The sequence below is a fragment of the Streptomyces sp. NBC_01224 genome (assembly GCF_036002945.1).
Lineage (GTDB): Bacteria > Actinomycetota > Actinomycetes > Streptomycetales > Streptomycetaceae > Streptomyces.
On record NZ_CP108529.1, the window covers coordinates 5,579,128 to 5,598,382 of the forward strand.

Sequence of the window (19,255 nt, forward strand, 5' to 3'; positions counted from 1 at the left end):
CTCATCGGGGTACGGGTACGTGGGCGAGGACTGCGGTGATGACGGAGTCGGGGGTGACTCCCTCCATTTCCGCCTCGGGCCGCAGTTGGATGCGATGGCGAAGCGTGGGGAGTGCCAGGGCTTTCACGTCATCCGGAATGACGTAGTCACGGCCGGTGAGCCAGGCCCAGGCACGGGCGGTCGACAACAGCGCGGTGGCGCCTCGGGGAGAGACACCGAGGGAGAGCGAGGGGGATTCACGCGTGGCACGACAGATATCGACGACATAGCCGGCGATCTCGGGGGAGACCTTGGTCTGGGCGACTGCGTTGCGGGCGGCTTCCAGATCGGCCGGGCCGGCGACGGGGTGGATGCCCGCTGACTGGAGGTCGCGCGGATTGAAGCCGTCGGAATGACGGGTGAGGACGTTGATCTCCTCGTCGCGGGACGGCAATGGCACCGTCAGTTTAAGGAGAAACCGGTCCAGTTGGGCCTCGGGGAGCGGGTAGGTGCCCTCGTATTCGACGGGATTCTGCGTGGCGGCTACGAGGAAGGGCTCGGGCAGCAGCCGAGGGGTTCCGTCGACGGTGACCTGGCGCTCTTCCATCGCTTCCAGGAGGGAGGCCTGCGTCTTGGGAGGGGTGCGGTTGATCTCGTCGGCGAGAAGCAGGTTGGTGAAGACAGGCCCGGGCTGGAAGGAGAACTGTGCCGTGCGGGCGTCGTAGACAAGTGAGCCGGTGACATCGCTCGGCATCAGGTCGGGGGTGAACTGGACACGCTTGGTGTCGAGTTCGAGTGAGGCCGCGAGAGCCCGGACCAAGAGGGTCTTGGCCACGCCGGGGACGCCTTCGAGGAGTACATGGCCTCGGCAGAGCAGAGCTACGACAAGCCCGGTGACTGCCGGGTCCTGGCCGACCACGGCCTTGGCGATCTCGGAGCGCAGCGCTTCCAGGGATGCGCGGGCTGTGTCGCCGTGCCCGACGGTCTCGGTAGCCCCGGCGGGCTCTGGGGGCGGGACGCTCATGACGTGCGTACCTCACTTTCGAGGGTGTCGAGTTGGTCTGCCAGCTGCACAAGAGCGGCGTCGTCGGACGGGGCGGGTCCGAAGAGCACGGCTTGGACGTCGCTGCTGGTGGTGCTGAGACGGGCGGAAACGGCAGGGACGAGTGTTGCGGGGGAGTGGGCATCGCGTGGGGAGACGCCGGTGAGTGGGGCGATACGGGTGCGGGTGGCGGCGCGCAGTGAGTCGGCGGCCCGGTCGCGGGCGTTCGCCCTGCGGTAGAGGCGGGCTCGGCCCTCGGTGGATTCGGAGGCGCGGATGGCTACGGGCAGCCGCTCGGCCACCAGCGGACCCAGACGACGGGCGCGCCAGATGGCGGCGAGTACGGCGGCCAGTGCGAGTTGCAGGGTGCCCCACAGCCAGCCCCGGGGGATCAGGTCGCCGAAGCTGCGGTCGTTGTGGGCGCCATTGCCGCCGCCCCCGCCGTTCTCGGTGGCAGCAGAGGTATCAGTGAGCGAGGGGAGGTACCAGACCAGATGTGGGCGGGAACCGAGGAGTTGCAGGGCCAGGGAGGCATTGCCCTGGTTTCCGAGCCGGTCGTTGTAGAGAAAGTCGGGAGAACCGAGGAGAACGGTGTCACCCGCGCCCTGTTCGACCAGGAGCAGGGTGGGGAGGCCGTCGCTCGGGAAGCAGGCGATGGTGTTGTCGAGGCCGTCCGAGGCATAGCGGAAGCCTCCCGTTTCGACGTCGCCGGCGTTGCGGGCGGCGGCCAGGGAGCACTGAGGGGCGCGGGTGCCTACCGGTCCGGCGGACCCCGCGCGGACACCGGGGACGAGCGTACCCACGGACGGCGGCCCCGCCGCGAGAAGGACGGTGCGGCCGGCCGAGTGGTTGGTCTTAGCACGGAGTTCGCTCTGCTGGTGCGCTGTCAGCAGATTGGGGGAGGCGACGAGCAGCGTGGTTTCAGGGCCGGCCTGGGCCGTGGCTTCGTCGAGCGTGGTGACCACGTGAACGGAGACGCCACGCGCCTTAAGGAGTTCGGCGACGGCGCGGCTGCCGTAGCGGTCGGCGGAACGGGGGTCGAGGCGGCCGTGCTGGTCTCCGGAGCGCATGGTTGCCAGAGCGATTCCGGCAGCGACGAGTACGAGGAGGGCGAGCAGCAGACCGCGGGTGCGGATCCAGATCTGGTGCGGGGCGAGGGATGCCGAGGTGGTGGGGGCGGCGGTGACCTCGATCATTCGGCTGCTCCCCGGGCCGCGGCTGTCAGGAGAGGCTTGGCGGTTTCAAGATCGAGGTCCAGAGCTCGTACGTCCAGATACGCCTGCTGGTCCGCAGTTCGGCCGCCGTATGTGACATCGTCGAATTCTCTAGCGGCGGCGCGGAGTCGCGTGGCGTGTGCGGGCAGTGGACGGCCCGCTTCGGCGGCGGCCTCGTCGGCGGTGCGCCCGGGGCGGGGGGCGAGCAGGGCGCGCTCCTCCAGGGAGCGGACGATGGCGCGCATGCGTTCCTGGACCGCCTCGTTCCAGCGGTGGGCGGCCGCGTGGGCCTCGGCAGCCGTCCGGTGTTCGGCCGCGCTGCGGGGGCTGTCGTCGAAGAGGGCGTCTGGGGAACGCACGGTGCGGTGCGGGGTGCCCAGCCTCCACCAGAGTGCGGCGACCAGGCCGATGACGACCAGTACGAGCACGACAAGACCGAGTGGGCCGCCCGGTGCGGCGTCGGAGGCCGTGTTCAGGAGATCGCCGATCCAGCCCCAGAGGCGGTCGAGGCCGCGCTGGAGGAGGTTGGGATCGTTCTCGTGGTACGTCGGTTTGGACAGCTCGTGCTTCGCGGCCTCGCGGGCGGGGGCACGTGGAGTGTCCACCGGTATGTCACTGCTCGCGTGGATGAGTAGCCGTGCTGCTGTTGTGCCCCCCGCCCCCGACACGGCATCAGCTCCTGGTGTCGTACCCGGGCAGGCCTGCTGCCCGGGCGAGCTCGAGGTCGAGTGCCTCGCGGCGGATGCGCTGATCGATGTAGAGCAGGGCCATCACACCAGCGGAGAGCGGGTAGGTGATCGTTGCGGTGATCACCTGACCGATGCCGGAGACGATCAGGAACGGCCAGCCGAAGCCCGTGGAGCCGTCCGTGAGGAAGGAGCCGATACCGTCGCCGTTCGTGGCCATCGCGATGACGCTGAACGGGATGGCGATGATCACGCTCACGATGAGGGTCAGCAGCCAGGTGAGCGCCAGGATGCCGAAGGTCCGCCACCATGCGCCCCTGACCAGCTTCGCGGAGCGGCGCATGGAGGTCGTGATCGATTGCCGCTCCAACATCAGCGCCGGCGAGGCGAGACAGAAGCGGACCATCAGCCAGATGACTACGACGAAGGCGGCCATAAGTCCGATGACGACGAGCCCGGCGCCTGCGGCGGAGCCGACCAGCATGCCCGGCAGCAGGCCCACCGCCATGATGGCGGCGCTGATCAAGGCCAGCAGCAATGTCAGACCCAGCAACTGAGCAAGCCGGGGCCGGGCCTCGGCCCATGCGTCGGAGAGCGTCACCGGGCGGCCCAGTACCGAGCGGCTGATCACCACGGTCAGTACGGATGTCGTGATCAGTGTGGCGATCATGGTGATGAGCAGGGACGGCACACTGTTGACCAGCGCCGACTGAGCCGAGTCGGCAGCTTGCCGGAGTGCCTCCGAACCGGTGGCGTTCGGGTCGATCGCTGCGGGTTCCGGCAGCAGATAGCGTTGCACGAGGATGATCGCGATCTGGGCGATCACGGACACGGCCAGCGTGATTCCGAGGACCGTGCGCCAGTGGGCGCGCATCGTGGAGACCGCGCCGTCGAGGATCTCGCCGACGCCGAGTGGCCGGAGCGGGATGACGCCGGGCTTGGCCGCGACGGGCGGCTGCCTCCAGCCGGAGCCGTGCGGCCCACCGCCCCAGCCGGGGGCGGTGGGTGGTGCGCCGGGGCCTGTGCCGGGAGTGCTCGGTGGGGACCACTGCCCTGTGGGCGGCTGCGTGGGGGACCAGTTCCCTGCCGGGCCGCTGCCGTCGACGGGCTCGGAAGGTCGGGGGACGCCCGCCCCCTGACCCTCGGAGGGGGCAGATCCGGGCGAGGCCCAGCCCGGAGTGTCGTTCATTCTCGCTCCTTCACGATCCTGTCCGCTCATCGGCGCGGCAGGTTGGCAGCCATCGTGCCACGCGTTGCTCCGGTACGGGCCTGGCCCTGTATCTCCTTCGTACCTTCATTTGTGGGTGGCTCACCGGGCAGACTGGGCGGATGGCTGATCAGGATGCGCAATCGTCGGTGGGCATCAGGCCTCCCGCGCTCCCCGTACTTCGCTGGGGCGAGCTTCCGGAAGGCCCCGTACTGGTGCTCCTCGACCAGACTCGGCTGCCTGCCGAGGAGGCCGAGCTGGTGTGCACCGATGTGCCCGCGCTGGTTCAGGCGATCCGGACGCTGGCGGTGCGCGGGGCGCCGTTGCTGGGCATCACAGGGGCCTATGGCGTGGCTCTGGCAGCGGTGCGAGGAGACGACGTGGCGGAGGCGGCAGAGTTGCTGGAGCGGGCGCGGCCCACCGCGGTGAATCTCGGTTATGGGGTGCGGCGGGCGGCCGAGGCGTACCAGGCGGCCATGGAGGGGGATCCGGAGCGGGCTGCGGCGGTTGCACTGGCCGAGGCCAGGGCGCTGCACCGGGAGGATGCCGAGGCCAGCGGGCGTATGGCGCGGTACGGGCTCGCACTTCTGGACGAACTGCTGCCCGGTGGTGGGCATCGACTGCTGACCCACTGCAATACGGGGGCGCTCGTCTCGGGTGGTGAGGGCACTGCCTTCGCGGTGGCGCTCGGGGCACATCGGGAGGGGCGGCTGCGTCGGCTGTGGGTGGACGAGACACGTCCGCTGCTGCAGGGTGCCCGGTTGACCGCGTACGAGGCGGCGCGCAATGGCATGCCGTACAGCTTGCTCGTGGACAGCGCCGCAGGTTCGCTGTTTGCCGCGGGGGAGGTGGATGCCGTGATCATCGGGGCGGACCGCATCGCCGCGGACGGATCGGTGGCGAACAAGGTGGGAAGCTATCCGCTGGCTGTGCTCGCGAAATATCACCACGTACCGTTCATCGTGGTGGCGCCGACCACGACCGTGGATCTGGATACCGCGGACGGGGCATCGATCACCGTGGAGGAGCGACCGGGCAATGAAGTGACGGAGCTCACATTCTCGCAGATCGGTGCGGCAGGCGAGGACGTCGGCGGATTGCTCGTGGCACCGGCGGGAACCCCGGCGTACAACCCCGCGTTCGACATCACACCGCCGGAGCTGGTCACGGCGATCGTCACGGAGGAGGGTGCAGTTTCCCCGGTCACGGGGGTCGGACTGGCAGAGCTGTGTGCCAGATCATCGCAGGTAACGATTAGCTAATGGGATGATGTCGATTATGAAGGGACGCGTCCTTGTCGTCGACGACGACACCGCACTGGCCGAGATGCTCGGGATTGTGCTGCGTGGTGAAGGGTTCGAACCGTCGTTCGTAGCGGACGGCGACAAGGCACTTGCCGCATTTCGTGAGGCCAAGCCGGACCTGGTCCTGCTGGATCTGATGCTGCCCGGTAGGGACGGCATCGAGGTCTGCAGGCTGATCAGGGCCGAGTCGGGTGTGCCGATCGTCATGCTCACTGCCAAGAGCGACACGGTTGACGTGGTGGTGGGCCTGGAATCCGGGGCCGACGACTACATCGTCAAGCCGTTCAAACCTAAGGAGTTGGTTGCCCGGATCAGGGCACGTCTGCGAAGGTCCGAGGAACCCGCGCCGGAGCAGCTGGCCATCGGGGATCTGGTCATCGATGTGGCCGGTCATTCGGTGAAGCGGGAGGGGCAGTCGATCGCCCTCACCCCGCTGGAGTTCGACCTGCTGGTCGCACTCGCCCGTAAGCCGTGGCAGGTCTTCACCCGTGAGGTACTGCTGGAGCAGGTCTGGGGATACCGCCACGCTGCCGACACCCGGCTGGTGAACGTGCATGTCCAGCGCCTGCGCTCCAAGGTCGAGAAGGACCCGGAGCGGCCCGAGATCGTGGTGACCGTCCGAGGTGTCGGTTACAAGGCCGGACCGAGCTGATATGCCCATGAGTAGCGCTGCTCCGCAGCCCGGGGAGCCGGGAGCCCGTGCGGAGCGGGCTGCTGCTCCAGGACAGGAGGCGTCCCAGGTCCGACGTCTTCTGCAGGGTGGCCGGTTGTTCCACGACCGGGCGCCCGGCGGTCCTGTGCCGCGACTGCTGATGCGCTGGGTGCGGCGTCCGCTGCTGCCCGCCGTGCGGCTTTGGCGACGCAACCTCCAGTTGCGGGTCGTCGCGGGCACGCTGCTCATGTCGCTCGGTGTGGTGCTGCTCCTCGGGCTGGTCGTGATCGGCCAGGTGCGCAACGGCCTGCTCGACGCGAAGAGCAAGGCTGCCCAGACCCAGGCCGCCGGCGGTTTCGCGGCGGCCCAGGAGAAGGCGAACGCCCCGCTCACGCCCGGTGGGCAGGGCGGCGACACTGCGGACGGCACCTCGGCCAACAACTCCTGGCGGACCGAGCTCGTCGACCAGCTCGCCAGTGGCGGCAAGAACGCCTTCAACGTGGTGGCACTCAGCGCCGACGAGGGCACCCGTGCGCCGCGCGGCTCGGGCAGTGTGGAGGCGGCGAGCATTCCGCAGAGCCTGCGGGACTCGGTGAACAAGGGCCCGGGGGCGTTCCAGACGTACTCCCTGATCCAGTACGCGAACGGACAGGAGCCGCAGCCCGGACTCGTGGTGGGCAAGCGCCTCTACGACATCGACCACAATCCGTACCAGCTTTACTACCTCTTCCCGCTGACGCAGGAGGAGAAGTCATTGACGCTGGTCAAGGGCACGCTGGCGACTGCGGGACTGTTCGTGGTCGTGCTGCTCGGGGCCATCGCCTGGTTCGTGGTGCGGCAGGTCGTCACGCCCGTACGGATGGCGGCGGGCATCGCCGAGCGGCTCTCCGCCGGCAGGCTCCAGGAGCGGATGAAGGTCACCGGCGAGGACGACATTGCCCGGCTCGGCGAGGCATTCAACAAGATGGCGCAGAACCTGCAGCTGAAGATCCAGCAGCTGGAGGAGCTGTCCCGGATGCAGCGGCGCTTCGTCTCCGACGTCTCCCACGAGCTGCGGACACCGCTGACGACCGTACGGATGGCCGCCGATGTCATCCACGAGGCCCGCAGCGACTTCGATCCCGTGACAGCGCGTTCCGCGGAGCTGCTCGGGGATCAGCTCGACCGGTTCGAGTCGCTGCTCTCCGATCTGCTGGAGATCAGCCGGTTCGACGCGGGCGCCGCCGCGCTGGAGGCCGAGCCGATAGATCTGCGTCAGGTCGTACGACGGGTGATCGGCGGGGCCGAGCCGCTGGCCGAGCGCAAGGGCACCCGTATCCGGGTGGTCGGCGATGAGCAGCCGGTGATCGCGGAGGCCGATGCACGGCGGGTCGAACGCGTCCTGCGTAACCTTGTGGTCAACGCCGTCGAGCATGGCGAGGGCAGGGACGTCGTGGTGCGGATGGCGGTGGCCGGAGGTGCGGTCGCAGTGGCCGTCCGGGACTACGGCGTGGGACTCAAGCCCGGCGAGGCTACGCGGGTGTTCAACCGTTTCTGGCGGGCCGATCCGGCTCGCGCACGGACGACCGGCGGCACCGGACTCGGACTGTCCATCGCCGTGGAGGATGCCCGGCTGCACGGCGGCTGGCTACAGGCATGGGGCGAGCCGGGCGGCGGTTCGCAGTTCCGGCTGACTCTGCCGCGCACGGCGGACGAACCGCTGCGCGGATCGCCGATACCGCTGGAACCCGAGGACTCCCGGCGCAACCGGGAGAACCGGGAGCGAGCCGCGGTCGCTTCCATGACCGGGAGTGAACACCGGCTGACGGCAGTGCCGGCCCAGCCCGGTGGCAATGATCGGTCCGCGCTGCCCGTATCCTCGCGTACCCCCGTGGCACCCCGGACGACGCCGATCTCGGTGCATCCGGCGGCCCTGCCGGGGAGCGGGGCAAGGGTGGTCGCGCGCGCCGCCGAGGACCGGCCGGGTGGCGATTTCGACTCTGCAGTGCAGGACTCGGAGCGGGGGGACACGAATCGTGGGCACTGACCGTCGTAGGGACGGCCATGGACGTGTGCTGGGGCTGTTCGCGCTGCTCGGATGCGGTGTCGTGCTGCTGTCCGCGTGCGGCTCGATGCCCGTCACCGGGGATGTCAAGGCTGTCGACGCCTCACAGCCCGGCGACTCCCAGGTGCAGGTGTATGCCGTGGCGCCGCGTGACAACGCCACTCCCAACGAGGTCGTCGACGGCTTCCTGGAGTCCATGACGAGCGATGACTCGGACTTCAGGACTACCCGAAAGTACCTGACGAGGAAGGCAGCCAGTACCTGGAAGCCGAGCGCGTTCACGACAGTGCTCACCAAGGCGCCGAACCGGAGCGACCGCCCGTTCCGCGACAGCGACCCCGGCATCACGGAGATCACCTACACCCTGACCGGTGAGAGGGTGGCAACGGTCGACGCCCAGAGTGCCTATCAGCCACTCGCGCCTACGGACTACAACCAGTCCCTGCATCTGGTGAAGGAGAACGGGCCGGAGGGCAAGGAGTGGCGCATCGACCTCGTGCCGGACGGCCTTCTGCTCGGGCAGTCGGACTTCAAGCGTCTCTACCGCTCTGTGGACAAGTACTACTTCGCCGCAGGGCGGACGTCGGAGCAGTCGACCCTGGTCGCCGACCCCGTCTATCTCCGCAGCCGGACGGATCCTGTCACGGGGATGGACACCGTGACACAGGCGGTCCGCAGCCTCCTGGCAGGGCCGACCAGTTGGCTGCGACCGGTGGTCGACTCCCGTTTCCCCGCAGGTACGTCGCTGAAGAAGGGCGTCACCTCGCTGGCGCCCGACGACCGCAACGTACTGAAGGTCCCGCTCAACAAGAAGGCGGACGGCGTCGGACAGCGCTCCTGCCGCATGATGGCCTCACAGGTCCTCTACACCTTGCGGGACCTGACGTCCGCACGGGTCGAGCAGGTCGAACTGCAGCGCTCCGACGGCTCCCCGCTGTGCGTCCTCGGGACGGATCAGGCGGAGGAGTTCGCACCTGACGGTTCGTCGAGTGGGCCGGACAGCCAGTACTTCGTCGATGGCAAGGGGCGTGTGGAGCGAATTCCTGGCAGTACCAAGGGCAGTGGCACCCCGGAGGTGGTTTCAGGTCCGCTCGGCGACGGACCGGTGCGGATGGGCGCGGTCGGTGTGGCCAGGGACGAGCAGTGGGCGGCGGCGGTCTCGCGCGACAAGAGGTCCCTCTACGTGTCGTCCATTGTCTCGGACGGCGAGCTTCCTGCGGCTGCGGTGACCAGCAAGGCCCAGAACCCGAACAACCGTCTGTCGGTGCCGAGCTGGGACGGTCGGGGCGATCTCTGGGTGGCCGACCGGGATCCCGGTAACCGCAGACTGCTGCGGCTGACCGGCGGTGCCGGAAAGCCGCAGGAGGTCACCGTGCCAAGCCTGGACGGCGGGCGGATCGAGGCGCTGCGGATGTCCGCGGACGGCGTGCGGATCGCCCTCCTGGTGAGCGAGGACGGCCACAACACGCTGAAGATCGGCCGGATCGAGCGGCGCGGGCCGGAGAAGGAGCAGAAAGTCTCGGTGGTGGAGCTGCGACAGGCCGCACCGCAGCTGACGGATGTGACTGCGATGTCGTGGTCGGGCCGGAGCCGTCTCGTGGTGGTCGGCAAGGAGCAGGGCGGCGTGCAGCAGGTGCGCTATGTGCAGGCGGACGGCTCGACGGCCGCATCGGGTGTTCTGCCCGGTGTGAACCAGGTGTCGTCGGTCGCGGCGGCGGACGACGAGCAGTTGCCGCTGATGGCGGCCACGTCGAGCGACGGGATAGTGAAGCTGTCGCCGGGTGACAACTGGCAGACGGTGGTCAAGGAAGGTTCGTCGCTGGTCTACCCGGGCTGAGACCCCGCGGTCCCTTCCGCGTTTTCCACAGGGGTGGCCCGGCCCCTTCGGGGAGGGCACAGTGGAGTCATGCGGGGATGGTGGCGGGAGATCTCCGGACTGGTTCTGCCGGTGTCCTGTAGTGGCTGCGGCAGGGCGCGTACCGAGCTGTGCGAGAAATGCCGTGCGGAGCTGTACGGCGAGGTGCCGCACCGGGTCAGGCCCGTGCCGGAGCCCGCGGGCCTGCCAGTGGTGCATGCGGCCGCCGCGTACGAGAACGCGGTACGTGCGGTGCTCCTGGCCCATAAGGAGCGGGGGGCACTGGGGCTGGCCGGGGCACTCGGCAAGGCGCTGGCGGGGGCCGTACGGGCCGGGACGGGGCAGGTGGGTGTCAGCGGCCCGGTTCTGCTCGTGCCCGTGCCGTCGACGCGGCGGGCCGTGGCGGCACGGGGGCATGATCCGATGCGCCGGATCGCGCTGGCCGCCGCGGGCGAATTGCGGCGCGGAGGTACCCGTGCCCGGGTGGTCGCGGTGCTTCGGCAGCGGCGGCCGGTGGCCGATCAGGCGGGGCTGGGAGCCCGGCAGAGGCAGGCGAATCTTGCGGGGGCACTGGAAGTCGTGGCCGGGGGCGAACGGCTGCTTGTGGCCGGACGGGTGGTGCTGGTGGACGACCTTTTGACGACCGGTGCCTCGTTGGCCGAGGCAGCCCGGGCGATCAGGACAGCGGACGGGCACACGGGTGCCCTGTCCGGCAGCGGGCAGGCGGCGGTTGTCGCGGTGTCTCCGCCGGCCTTTGAAATAAACCGGAACTACCAGTGAACTTGCATCGTTGCAGGTGGTGAGTAGGTAAAAAGACCTGAACGGAGGTACGTGCGAGTAGCGGGTGCCGACATCAGGCCAGGCAGGCTATGTTCGGTTGTGAGGAATGGTGAATGCCAGACCTCGATGAATGCAACACCAGATTTCGGGCAGGCAACTCACCGGTAGGCCAGATGTGGAAAATTCGGTGGGGTGGAGACCCTGCCGATGGGGGAGGAGGAGGTGGAAGTCACCGAGTCCGCGGCTCCGGCTACCACCGGGGCCTGGTGCAAAAGGGAGATGCTCCGCCAGTGAGCGGAGTGATCCGGGAACGGAGTTCTGCGTGGACATCGTCGTCAAGGGCCGCAAGACCGAGGTGCCCGAGCGGTTCCGCAAGCACGTGGCCGAAAAGCTGAAGCTGGACAAGATCCAGAAGTTCGACGGCAAGGTGATCAGCCTCGACGTCGAGGTGTCCAAGGAGCCGAACCCCCGTCAGGCCGACCGTTCCGACCGGGTGGAGATCACGCTCCGCTCGCGTGGGCCGGTCATCCGGGCGGAAGCGGCCGCAGGCGACCCGTACGCAGCGCTGGACCTGGCCACCGGCAAGCTGGAGGCGCGGCTGCGCAAGCAGCACGACAAGCGCTACAGCCGTCGTGGCAACGGCCGGATTCCCGCTGCCGAAGTCGCCGAGACCGTGCCGGGCGCGGCGTCGTTCAACGGCGAGGGCGATCTGGTCGGCAACGAGGCGGCTCAGTCCGTACCCACCACCAGGTTCGGCTCGCTGGAGGTGCAGGGCGAGGGTCCGCTGGTGATGCGGGAGAAGACGCACGTCGCCGCACCGATGTCGCTCGATCAGGCGCTCTACGAGATGGAGCTGGTCGGGCACGACTTCTATCTGTTCGTCGACTCCGAGACGAAGGAACCCAGTGTCGTCTACCGACGGCATGCCTATGACTACGGTGTCATTCATCTGAGGACCGATCCGCTGGCCGCCGATGAGGCGGGCGGCGCGGGCGGTGCGCTCGGCGGCTGACGCCTCCCTTCTGCGGTGCCCCTGGGAGCGCCTGTGCGCCCCCAGGGGCACCCGTGTGCGGCCACGGAATCACCGCTCCGACGTCCGGGCATGAAATCATGTCGTCCCAAGCCAACCAGTGCTCTGTGAACTGCCGTTGGCGGACAGTTTGTGAACTTCAGGCCATGGCCTTCAGGGGGAGGAACGATGGCGGACACCTTCGGGCCCGTACGCGATGCGAATGATGCCGACGGCGCTACCGGGGCGGACGCGGACAGTGGTTCCGGCAAGGAGCCGATCCGGGTCCTCGTGGTGGATGACCACGCGCTCTTCCGCAGAGGCCTGGAGATCGTCCTCGCTCAGGAGGAGGATATCCAGGTCATCGGCGAGGCGGGTGACGGGGCGGAGGCGGTCGACAAGGCGGCCGATCTGCTGCCCGACATCGTGCTGATGGATGTACGGATGCCCAAGCGCGGCGGCATCGAGGCCTGCACGTCGATCAAGGAGGTGGCCCCCAGTGCGAAGATCATCATGCTGACGATCAGCGACGAGGAGGCCGATCTCTACGACGCGATCAAGGCGGGCGCCACCGGCTATCTCCTCAAGGAGATCTCCACGGACGAGGTGGCCACCGCGATTCGCGCGGTCGCCGACGGGCAGTCCCAGATCAGCCCCTCCATGGCGTCCAAACTGCTTACCGAGTTCAAGTCGATGATCCAGCGGACCGACGAGCGCAGGCTGGTGCCGGCGCCGCGGCTCACCGACCGGGAACTCGAAGTCCTGAAACTTGTTGCAACGGGCATGAATAATCGCGATATCGCGAAGGAACTGTTCATTTCCGAGAACACCGTGAAGAACCACGTCCGCAACATCCTGGAGAAGTTGCAGCTGCACTCCAGGATGGAAGCCGTGGTCTACGCCATGCGGGAGAAGATCCTGGAGATCAGATGACCGGTCCCACGACGGGACCGGGAGGGACGACGCCGGGTAAAGGGACGGGAATGCGCGCTCACGCCAGAGCTCGGGCGATTTCCTGAGCCAACGGCCCGCGCAGTTCCGGTGCGTCGACCCGCTCCAGCCGGACATCCGTACAACCGACCCAGGACGCGGCCTCCACCAGCGCCTCGGCCATCGGTGCCACGGCCTTCCTGCCCTCCAGGGACACCTGGCGGGCGACCAGCGTGCTTCCCTCGCGCGCCGGATCGACGCGGCCCTGCAGCTTTCCGCCCGCCAGCAGCGGCATCGCGAAGTAACCATGTATCCGCTTGGGCTTGGGGACGTAGGCCTCCAGGCGATGGGTGAAACCGAAGATCCGCTCGGTGCGCGCCCGCTCCCAGACCAGCGAGTCGAACGGCGACAACAGGGTCGTACGGTGCCGCCCGCGCGGCTCGGAGGCCAGCGCTGCCGGGTCCGCCCAGGCCGGCTTCGCCCAGCCCTGCACCGTCACCGGCACCAGCCCGGAGTCCGCCACCACCGCGTCGAACTGCTCGCCCCTGAGCCGGTGGTAGTCCGCGATGTCCGCGCGGGTGCCGACGCCCAGGGACTGCCCCGCGAGCGCGACCAGCCGTCGCAGGCACTCCGCGTCGTCCAGATCGTCGTGCAGCACGGTGTCGGGCAGGGCCCGCTCGGCGAGGTCGTACACCCGCTTCCAGCTGCGCCGCTTGGTGCACACCACCTCGCCGTACATCAGGGCGCGCTCGACGGCGACCTTCGACGCCGACCAGTCCCACCACTCCCCGCCGTTCTTCGCTCCGCCCAGCTCCGTCGCCGTCAGCGGGCCCTCGGCGCGCAGCTGCTTGATCACCGTTTCGTAGGCGCCGTCCGGCAGGTCGTGGTGCCAGTGGGGGCGCGAGCGGTAGGCGCGGCGGCGGAACGCGAAGTGCGGCCACTCCTCGACCGGCAGGATGCACGCCGCGTGCGACCAGTACTCGAAGCTGCGGCCGGCCGACCAGTACGCGTCCTCGACCGTGCGCCGGCCGACGGCGCCGAGGCGTGCGTACGGGATCAGTTCGTGCGAGCGGGCCAGCACCGAGATCGTGTCGAGCTGTACGGCACCGAGGTGCCGCAACACGCCCGGAACCCCGGCCCTGCGGTCCGGAGCGCCCAGGAAGCCCTGGGCGCGCAGGGCGATCCTGCGCGCCTGGTCGGTGGAGAGTTCGGCGGCGGGAGGCGGCGCAGACGTCATGCCTCGCACCTTAGAGGGGGGCACTGACATCCGGCCGTGGAGCTCCCCGCGATAGCAAGGGGCCGGTGAGTCAGGCGGTGGCGGGCAGGTAGGCGTGAGTGCCCTGCAGGCCGAGATCGGACGGGATCAGCGCCCCCACCCACGCGTCGCGCCGGACGCCCTTGTTGAGCAGTCCCGACCGCTGCTCGCCCTCCATCCGGAATCCCGTCCGAAGCGCCACGGCACGCGAGGCGACATTGCCGGCCTCGGCCCGCCATTCCAGCCGGTCGCCGCCGAGCGAGGTGAAGGTCCAGCGGGCGGCGGACAGCACGGCCTCCGTCATGTAGCCGCGGCCCCGGTGCTCCTTGGCGGTCCAGAACCCCACCTCGTACGTGCCCGGCAGATTGCGGCGATTGATGCCGAGCGCGCCCGCCAGGGCCCCGCCCTCGCGCGGGATCACCGCGAAGTTGTACATGGAGTCGTCGCGCCAGCCGCCGGGGGACAGCTTCCCCGCGAAGAGCTCCGCGTCGGCGCGGCTGTACGGCGAGGGCACGACCGTCCAGCGCTGGATGTCCGGGTCCTGACAAGCGGCGTGGACCTCGTCCGCGTCGCCGATCGTGAAGGGGCGCAGCAGCAGACGCTCGGTGGTGAGGGTGATCGGCTCCATGTACGGATTCTGGTGAGGCGCCGGCCGTGAAGCGAACACTTTTCGGACTTCCCGGCACCTTCGGAGCCCCCCGGCCGTTGACTGGGAAGGGACCGGCGGAGCCGACGCGGCGGCAGCCCTCCCGGCGCGGCGGGGTCCTCGCTTACGATGGCCGTTGCGGTGGGGCCCACCTGCCGTGCCCGCGCCAGAGTCCATAACACGACCCAGTGCCAGGCCCGACCGGCAAGGAGACCAGCCTCAGTGTCCGTCTTCAACAAGCTCATGCGTGCAGGCGAAGGCAAGATCCTGCGCAAACTGCACCGCATCGCGGACCAGGTCAGCTCCATCGAAGAGGACTTCGTCAACCTCTCCGACGCCGAGCTGCGGGCGCTCACCGACGAGTACAAGGAACGGTACGCGGACGGCGAGAGCCTGGACGACCTGCTCCCCGAGGCATTCGCAACCGTCCGTGAGGCCGCCAAGCGGGTCCTCGGACAGCGCCACTACGACGTCCAGATGATGGGCGGCGCAGCCCTGCACCTCGGCTATGTGGCCGAGATGAAGACCGGCGAGGGCAAGACCCTGGTCGGCACCCTGCCTGCGTATCTCAACGCACTCTCCGGCAAGGGCGTGCACCTGATCACGGTCAATGACTATCTGGCCGAGCGTGACTCCGAAATGATGGGCCGGGTCCACAAGTTCCTCGGCCTGTCCGTCGGCTGCATCCTCGCCAACATGACGCCGGCCCAGCGCCGTGAGCAGTACGCCTGCGACATCACGTACGGCACGAACAACGAGTTCGGCTTCGACTACCTCCGCGACAACATGGCGTGGTCCGCGGACGAGCTCGTCCAGCGCGGCCACAACTTCGCTGTGGTCGACGAGGTCGACTCGATCCTCGTCGACGAGGCCCGTACGCCGTTGATCATCTCCGGCCCGGCCGACCAGGCCACCAAGTGGTACGGCGACTTCGCCAAGTTGGTCACCCGCCTCAGCAAGGGCGAGGCGGGCAACCCGCTCAAGGGAATCGAGGAGACCGGCGACTACGAGGTCGACGAGAAGAAGCGGACCGTCGCCATCCATGAGCCCGGTGTCGCGAAGGTCGAGGACTGGCTCGGCATCGAGAACCTCTACGAGTCGGTGAACACCCCCCTCGTCGGGTACCTCAACAACGCCATCAAGGCCAAGGAACTCTTCAAGAAGGACAAGGACTACGTCGTCATCGACGGCGAAGTCATGATCGTCGACGAGCACACCGGCCGTATCCTCGCCGGCCGCCGCTACAACGAGGGCATGCACCAGGCGATCGAGGCGAAGGAAGGGGTGGACATCAAGGACGAGAACCAGACGCTCGCCACGATCACCCTGCAGAACTTCTTCCGCCTCTACGGCAAGCTCTCCGGCATGACCGGTACGGCGATGACCGAGGCCGCCGAGTTCCACCAGATCTACAAGCTCGGTGTGGTGCCGATCCCGACCAACCGGCCGATGGTCCGTGCCGACCAGTCGGACCTGATCTACCGCACCGAGGTCGCGAAGTTCGCCGCCGTCGTCGACGACATCGCCGAGAAGCACGAGAAGGGCCAGCCGATCCTGGTCGGCACCACCTCGGTCGAGAAGTCCGAGTACCTCTCGCAGCAGCTCTCCAAGCGTGGTGTCCAGCACGAGGTCCTCAACGCCAAGCAGCACGACCGTGAGGCGACGATCGTCGCTCAGGCCGGCCGCAAGGGCGCGGTCACGGTCGCGACGAACATGGCCGGACGAGGCACCGACATCAAGCTCGGCGGCAACCCCGACGATCTCGCCGAGGCGGAGCTGCGCCAGCGCGGCCTCGACCCCGTCGAGCATGTCGAGGAGTGGGCGGCCGCGCTGCCCGCCGCGCTGGAGAAGGCCGAGCAGGCCGTGAAGGCGGAGTTCGAAGAGGTCAGGGAGCTCGGCGGGCTCTATGTCCTGGGCACCGAGCGGCACGAGTCGCGGCGTATCGACAACCAGCTGCGCGGCCGTTCCGGCCGTCAGGGCGACCCGGGCGAGTCCCGCTTCTATCTGTCGCTCGGCGACGACCTGATGCGGCTGTTCAAGGCGCAGATGGTCGAGCGCGTCATGTCGATGGCCAATGTGCCGGACGACGTGCCGATCGAGAACAAGATGGTGACGCGGGCGATCGCGTCGGCCCAGTCGCAGGTCGAGCAGCAGAACTTCGAGACGCGTAAGAACGTCCTGAAGTACGACGAGGTGCTCAACCGACAGCGCGAGGTCATCTACGGCGAGCGTCGCCGGGTCCTGGAGGGCGAGGATCTGCAGGACCAGATCCGCCACTTCATGGACGACACGATCGACGATTACATCCGTCAGGAGACCGCCGAGGGCTTCGCCGAGGAGTGGGACCTGGACCGGCTGTGGGGTGCGTTCAAGCAGCTCTACCCGGTGAAGGTCACCGTCGAGGAGCTGGAGGAGGCGGCCGGCGACCGGGCAGGGATCACCGCCGAGTTCATCGGTGAGTCCATCAAGGACGACATCCACGAGCAGTACGACGAGCGTGAGAAGCAGCTCGGCTCGGACATCATGCGTGAGCTGGAGCGGCGTGTGGTGCTGTCCGTCCTGGACCGCAAGTGGCGTGAGCACCTCTACGAGATGGACTACCTCCAGGAGGGCATCGGCCTTCGTGCCATGGCGCAGAAGGACCCGCTGGTCGAGTACCAGCGCGAGGGCTTCGACATGTTCAACGCCATGATGGAGGGCATCAAGGAGGAGTCCGTCGGCTACCTGTTCAACCTGGAGGTCCAGGTCGAGCAGCAGGTCGAGGAGGTTCCGGTGCAGGACGAGGCCGAGCGGACCTCGCTCGCCAAGGAGGACCTCGTGCCGGCGGCGCGTCCGGAGATCCGGGCCAAGGGGCTCGATGCTCCGCAGCGGCCGGACCGGCTGCACTTCTCCGCTCCCACGGTGGACGGGGAGGGCGGGGTCGTCGAGGGCGACTTCTCCAACGGTGACGGTGGCGTCGCGTCCGAGTCGGACGGGTTGACTCGGGCGGAGCGGCGCAAGGCGCAGAAGAATGGTGGGGGTGGGCGGCGCCGCAAGAAGTAGCGGTGGCGTCGGCGTTGTTGGCGCCGGTGGGGTTTTGGCCGGGGTCGGGCACCTTTTGTGGGTGGCCGACCCCGGTTTTTTTTGGGCCCGGGCCCTGGGGCCCGTTGCCGGGGGTGCGGGGTGCGGTGAGTGCGGGGTGCGGTGAGGTGGGGTGGCTGTGGTGTGGGTGGGTGGGGCGTCCGGTGGCTGACGGGGGTTTCGGCTTGGGTCCCGCTCCTCAAGCGCCGGAAAGGCTGAGAGTGCGGTGCGCGGGCGTGGGGTGGGTGGCCCGTGGTTTCCGGGGCTCCCCCCTGGACCCGTGGCTCGTGTGGCTGCGGGCCTGGGGGAGTCCCCGGCTGGGTGTCTAGCGGGTGGGCGTTGCCTGTAGGTGTTCGTCGCCCAGCTCTACTGCTGCGCAGCGCCAGCGGAGGTCTGTGCCCTGTTCCAGGCGGAAGGCCATGGCCCTTACCTGTTCGCCCGCTGCGATGCTCGCCCAGGCCTCCACCACGCCCGGAGCCGGCTGGGCGCCATGGCACATGCGGATGACCGGGCGGGCGCCGCGGGCCCTGAGGGGGGTCCGGGGGGCCAGTTCGGCCAGTTGGTCGTATGCCTCGCCGATGGTGTGTCCGAGCATCCAGTGCACCGGGCGCTGGCCGCTGAGGACCGCCAGGAGGCGCTCGGCGAACCAGTGGTGGGGGCGGACGCGTCGGGGAGTCCTTGTGCGTTGCTGTGGTACCGACTCGGGCCTGCGCCGGTCGTGTCGTCCGGTGGGCCGGGTCCTGTTCGTGCTCATCGCTCATCGCCCCCGTGTTTCAGAGGCCCGGTCGAATACCGGGCGGTAACTTCTGCTGTGGACCTTCTACGGCGACGGCAGAGGTGACCGCAAGCGCCGATGGGGCGCCGGACGTGATCGGGAGAATCACCTATCCGGGTGATGAGCCCGGTGCCGTGCGGGGTGCGAGGAAGGCGTGGGGAGGGTGAGTGGCGGTTGCGGGGTGGACGGGACAGCAGCGGTGCACGTAACCCCAAAGGGGGACGTCGCACGTATCCTGAGGGCGTTTCCGACTACGAAAGCGGCCAGCCATGCGCGTGTACGTCCCTCTGACGCTCCTCGGTCTCGCAGCGGCGCACAAGGCGGGCGAGATCGGTCCCGGTCCGCTGACCGCCTATGCGGTGACCCCCGGACTGCGTGAGTGGTACGTCTCGGACGACATCGAGGAGCTGGAGTACGCGGCGCTCAACCGGGCCGCTTCCGCCTCGCTGCGCCTGATCGCCGGGAATCCCGACGCGGTCCGTCGGCGGGTCGTCGTCGCTGTCGACGTACCGGACGGCGCGGCCGTGGCCGACCCGGACCGCAGCCTTGACTCGTCGTCGCTCGGCGAGGTGCGGATCGCGTCCTCCGTGGCGCTGACCGAGGCTGCTGCCGTGCATGTCGACGCGGACGACGCCGAGAAGGACGTTACGGCCGCCGCGGCTGCACTGGGCGCGGCGGACCTCGGTGACGACGACGCGCAGTTCACCGTGGACGGCGCCGAGGATCACGAGCTGCTTTGGTTCGGCATTCAGGAGATCCCGAATCTGATCGGGTGAGGGGGAGGGGGAGCGGAGGGGGGAAGAGGGGAGTTGCGGTT

16 protein-coding genes are annotated in these 19,255 nt (G+C 68.7%); 9 read left to right on the plus strand and 7 right to left on the minus strand.

Annotation, left to right across the window (positions count from 1 at the left end; genetic code table 11):
• Position 1: 1 nt before the first annotated feature.
• From OG609_RS25060 to OG609_RS25075, 4 genes are read right to left on the minus strand one after another with little or no spacing between them, the layout of a single operon-like run.
• Positions 2–1,003 (minus strand): AAA family ATPase, encoded by a 1,002-nt coding sequence (locus OG609_RS25060; RefSeq protein ID WP_327274875.1) that lies wholly within the window; start codon positions 1,001–1,003, stop codon positions 2–4.
• A complete protein-coding gene (locus OG609_RS25065; RefSeq protein ID WP_327274876.1) occupies positions 1,000–2,217 on the minus strand; it encodes a DUF4350 domain-containing protein in 1,218 nt (405 codons plus the stop codon). The genes OG609_RS25060 and OG609_RS25065 overlap by 4 nt, the downstream gene beginning before the upstream one ends.
• Positions 2,214–2,903: a DUF4129 domain-containing protein gene (locus tag OG609_RS25070; protein ID WP_327274877.1), complete on the minus strand. Its 690-nt coding sequence runs from the start codon at positions 2,901–2,903 to the stop codon at positions 2,214–2,216. Before OG609_RS25070 ends, OG609_RS25065 begins: the two co-directional genes overlap by 4 nt.
• Before the next feature lie 4 nt (positions 2,904–2,907).
• Positions 2,908–4,110, minus strand: a complete 1,203-nt coding sequence (locus OG609_RS25075; protein ID WP_327274878.1) for a DUF7544 domain-containing protein — start codon at positions 4,108–4,110, stop codon at positions 2,908–2,910.
• A gap of 140 nt (positions 4,111–4,250) precedes the next feature.
• Between OG609_RS25075 and mtnA the strand changes: the two genes are divergently transcribed.
• The 7 genes from mtnA (at position 4,251) to OG609_RS25110 (ending at position 12,705) form a co-directional block, all read left to right on the plus strand.
• The gene (mtnA, locus tag OG609_RS25080; protein ID WP_327274879.1) at positions 4,251–5,390 is read left to right on the plus strand and encodes an S-methyl-5-thioribose-1-phosphate isomerase; all 1,140 of its coding nucleotides are present in this window, start codon (positions 4,251–4,253) and stop codon (positions 5,388–5,390) included.
• A gap of 4 nt (positions 5,391–5,394) precedes the next feature.
• Positions 5,395–6,084, plus strand: coding sequence for a two-component system response regulator MtrA (mtrA, locus tag OG609_RS25085; RefSeq protein ID WP_187438793.1), 690 nt, complete (start codon positions 5,395–5,397; stop codon positions 6,082–6,084).
• 1 nt (position 6,085) lies between these two features.
• Positions 6,086–8,110, plus strand: coding sequence for an MtrAB system histidine kinase MtrB (gene mtrB / locus OG609_RS25090; RefSeq protein ID WP_327274880.1), 2,025 nt, complete (start codon positions 6,086–6,088; stop codon positions 8,108–8,110).
• The gene (locus OG609_RS25095) at positions 8,100–9,965 is read left to right on the plus strand and encodes an LpqB family beta-propeller domain-containing protein (protein WP_327274881.1); all 1,866 of its coding nucleotides are present in this window, start codon (positions 8,100–8,102) and stop codon (positions 9,963–9,965) included. The genes mtrB and OG609_RS25095 overlap by 11 nt, the downstream gene beginning before the upstream one ends.
• Positions 9,966–10,034: 69 nt before the next feature.
• Positions 10,035–10,763, plus strand: coding sequence for a ComF family protein (locus tag OG609_RS25100; RefSeq protein WP_327274882.1), 729 nt, complete (start codon positions 10,035–10,037; stop codon positions 10,761–10,763).
• A 322-nt stretch (positions 10,764–11,085) separates the two neighbouring features.
• A complete protein-coding gene (gene hpf / locus OG609_RS25105; protein ID WP_093894003.1) occupies positions 11,086–11,775 on the plus strand; it encodes a ribosome hibernation-promoting factor, HPF/YfiA family in 690 nt (229 codons plus the stop codon).
• A 186-nt stretch (positions 11,776–11,961) separates the two neighbouring features.
• Positions 11,962–12,705, plus strand: coding sequence for a response regulator transcription factor (locus OG609_RS25110; protein ID WP_327274883.1), 744 nt, complete (start codon positions 11,962–11,964; stop codon positions 12,703–12,705).
• A 58-nt stretch (positions 12,706–12,763) separates the two neighbouring features.
• On the opposite strand, the gene OG609_RS25115 is transcribed toward OG609_RS25110, so the two are convergent.
• Positions 12,764–13,939, minus strand: a complete 1,176-nt coding sequence (locus OG609_RS25115) for a winged helix-turn-helix domain-containing protein (protein WP_327274884.1) — start codon at positions 13,937–13,939, stop codon at positions 12,764–12,766.
• Positions 13,940–14,009: 70 nt separating this feature from the next.
• Positions 14,010–14,585 carry a GNAT family N-acetyltransferase gene (locus OG609_RS25120; protein ID WP_327274885.1) on the minus strand — a complete coding sequence of 192 codons (576 nt, stop codon included), beginning with the start codon at positions 14,583–14,585 and terminating at the stop codon, positions 14,010–14,012.
• Between the two features lie 240 nt (positions 14,586–14,825).
• On the opposite strand from OG609_RS25120, the gene secA reads away from it, so the two are divergent.
• Positions 14,826–17,645: a preprotein translocase subunit SecA gene (gene secA / locus OG609_RS25125; protein ID WP_327274886.1), complete on the plus strand. Its 2,820-nt coding sequence runs from the start codon at positions 14,826–14,828 to the stop codon at positions 17,643–17,645.
• A gap of 343 nt (positions 17,646–17,988) precedes the next feature.
• On the opposite strand, the gene OG609_RS25130 is transcribed toward secA, so the two are convergent.
• Positions 17,989–18,417, minus strand: a complete 429-nt coding sequence (locus OG609_RS25130) for an Rv3235 family protein (RefSeq protein ID WP_327274887.1) — start codon at positions 18,415–18,417, stop codon at positions 17,989–17,991.
• 290 nt (positions 18,418–18,707) lie between these two features.
• Here OG609_RS25130 and OG609_RS25135 point away from each other — a divergent pair, with 290 nt between their 5' ends.
• Positions 18,708–19,214 (plus strand): DUF6912 family protein, encoded by a 507-nt coding sequence (locus tag OG609_RS25135; RefSeq protein ID WP_327274888.1) that lies wholly within the window; start codon positions 18,708–18,710, stop codon positions 19,212–19,214.
• The last annotated feature ends 41 nt before the right edge of the window (positions 19,215–19,255 follow it).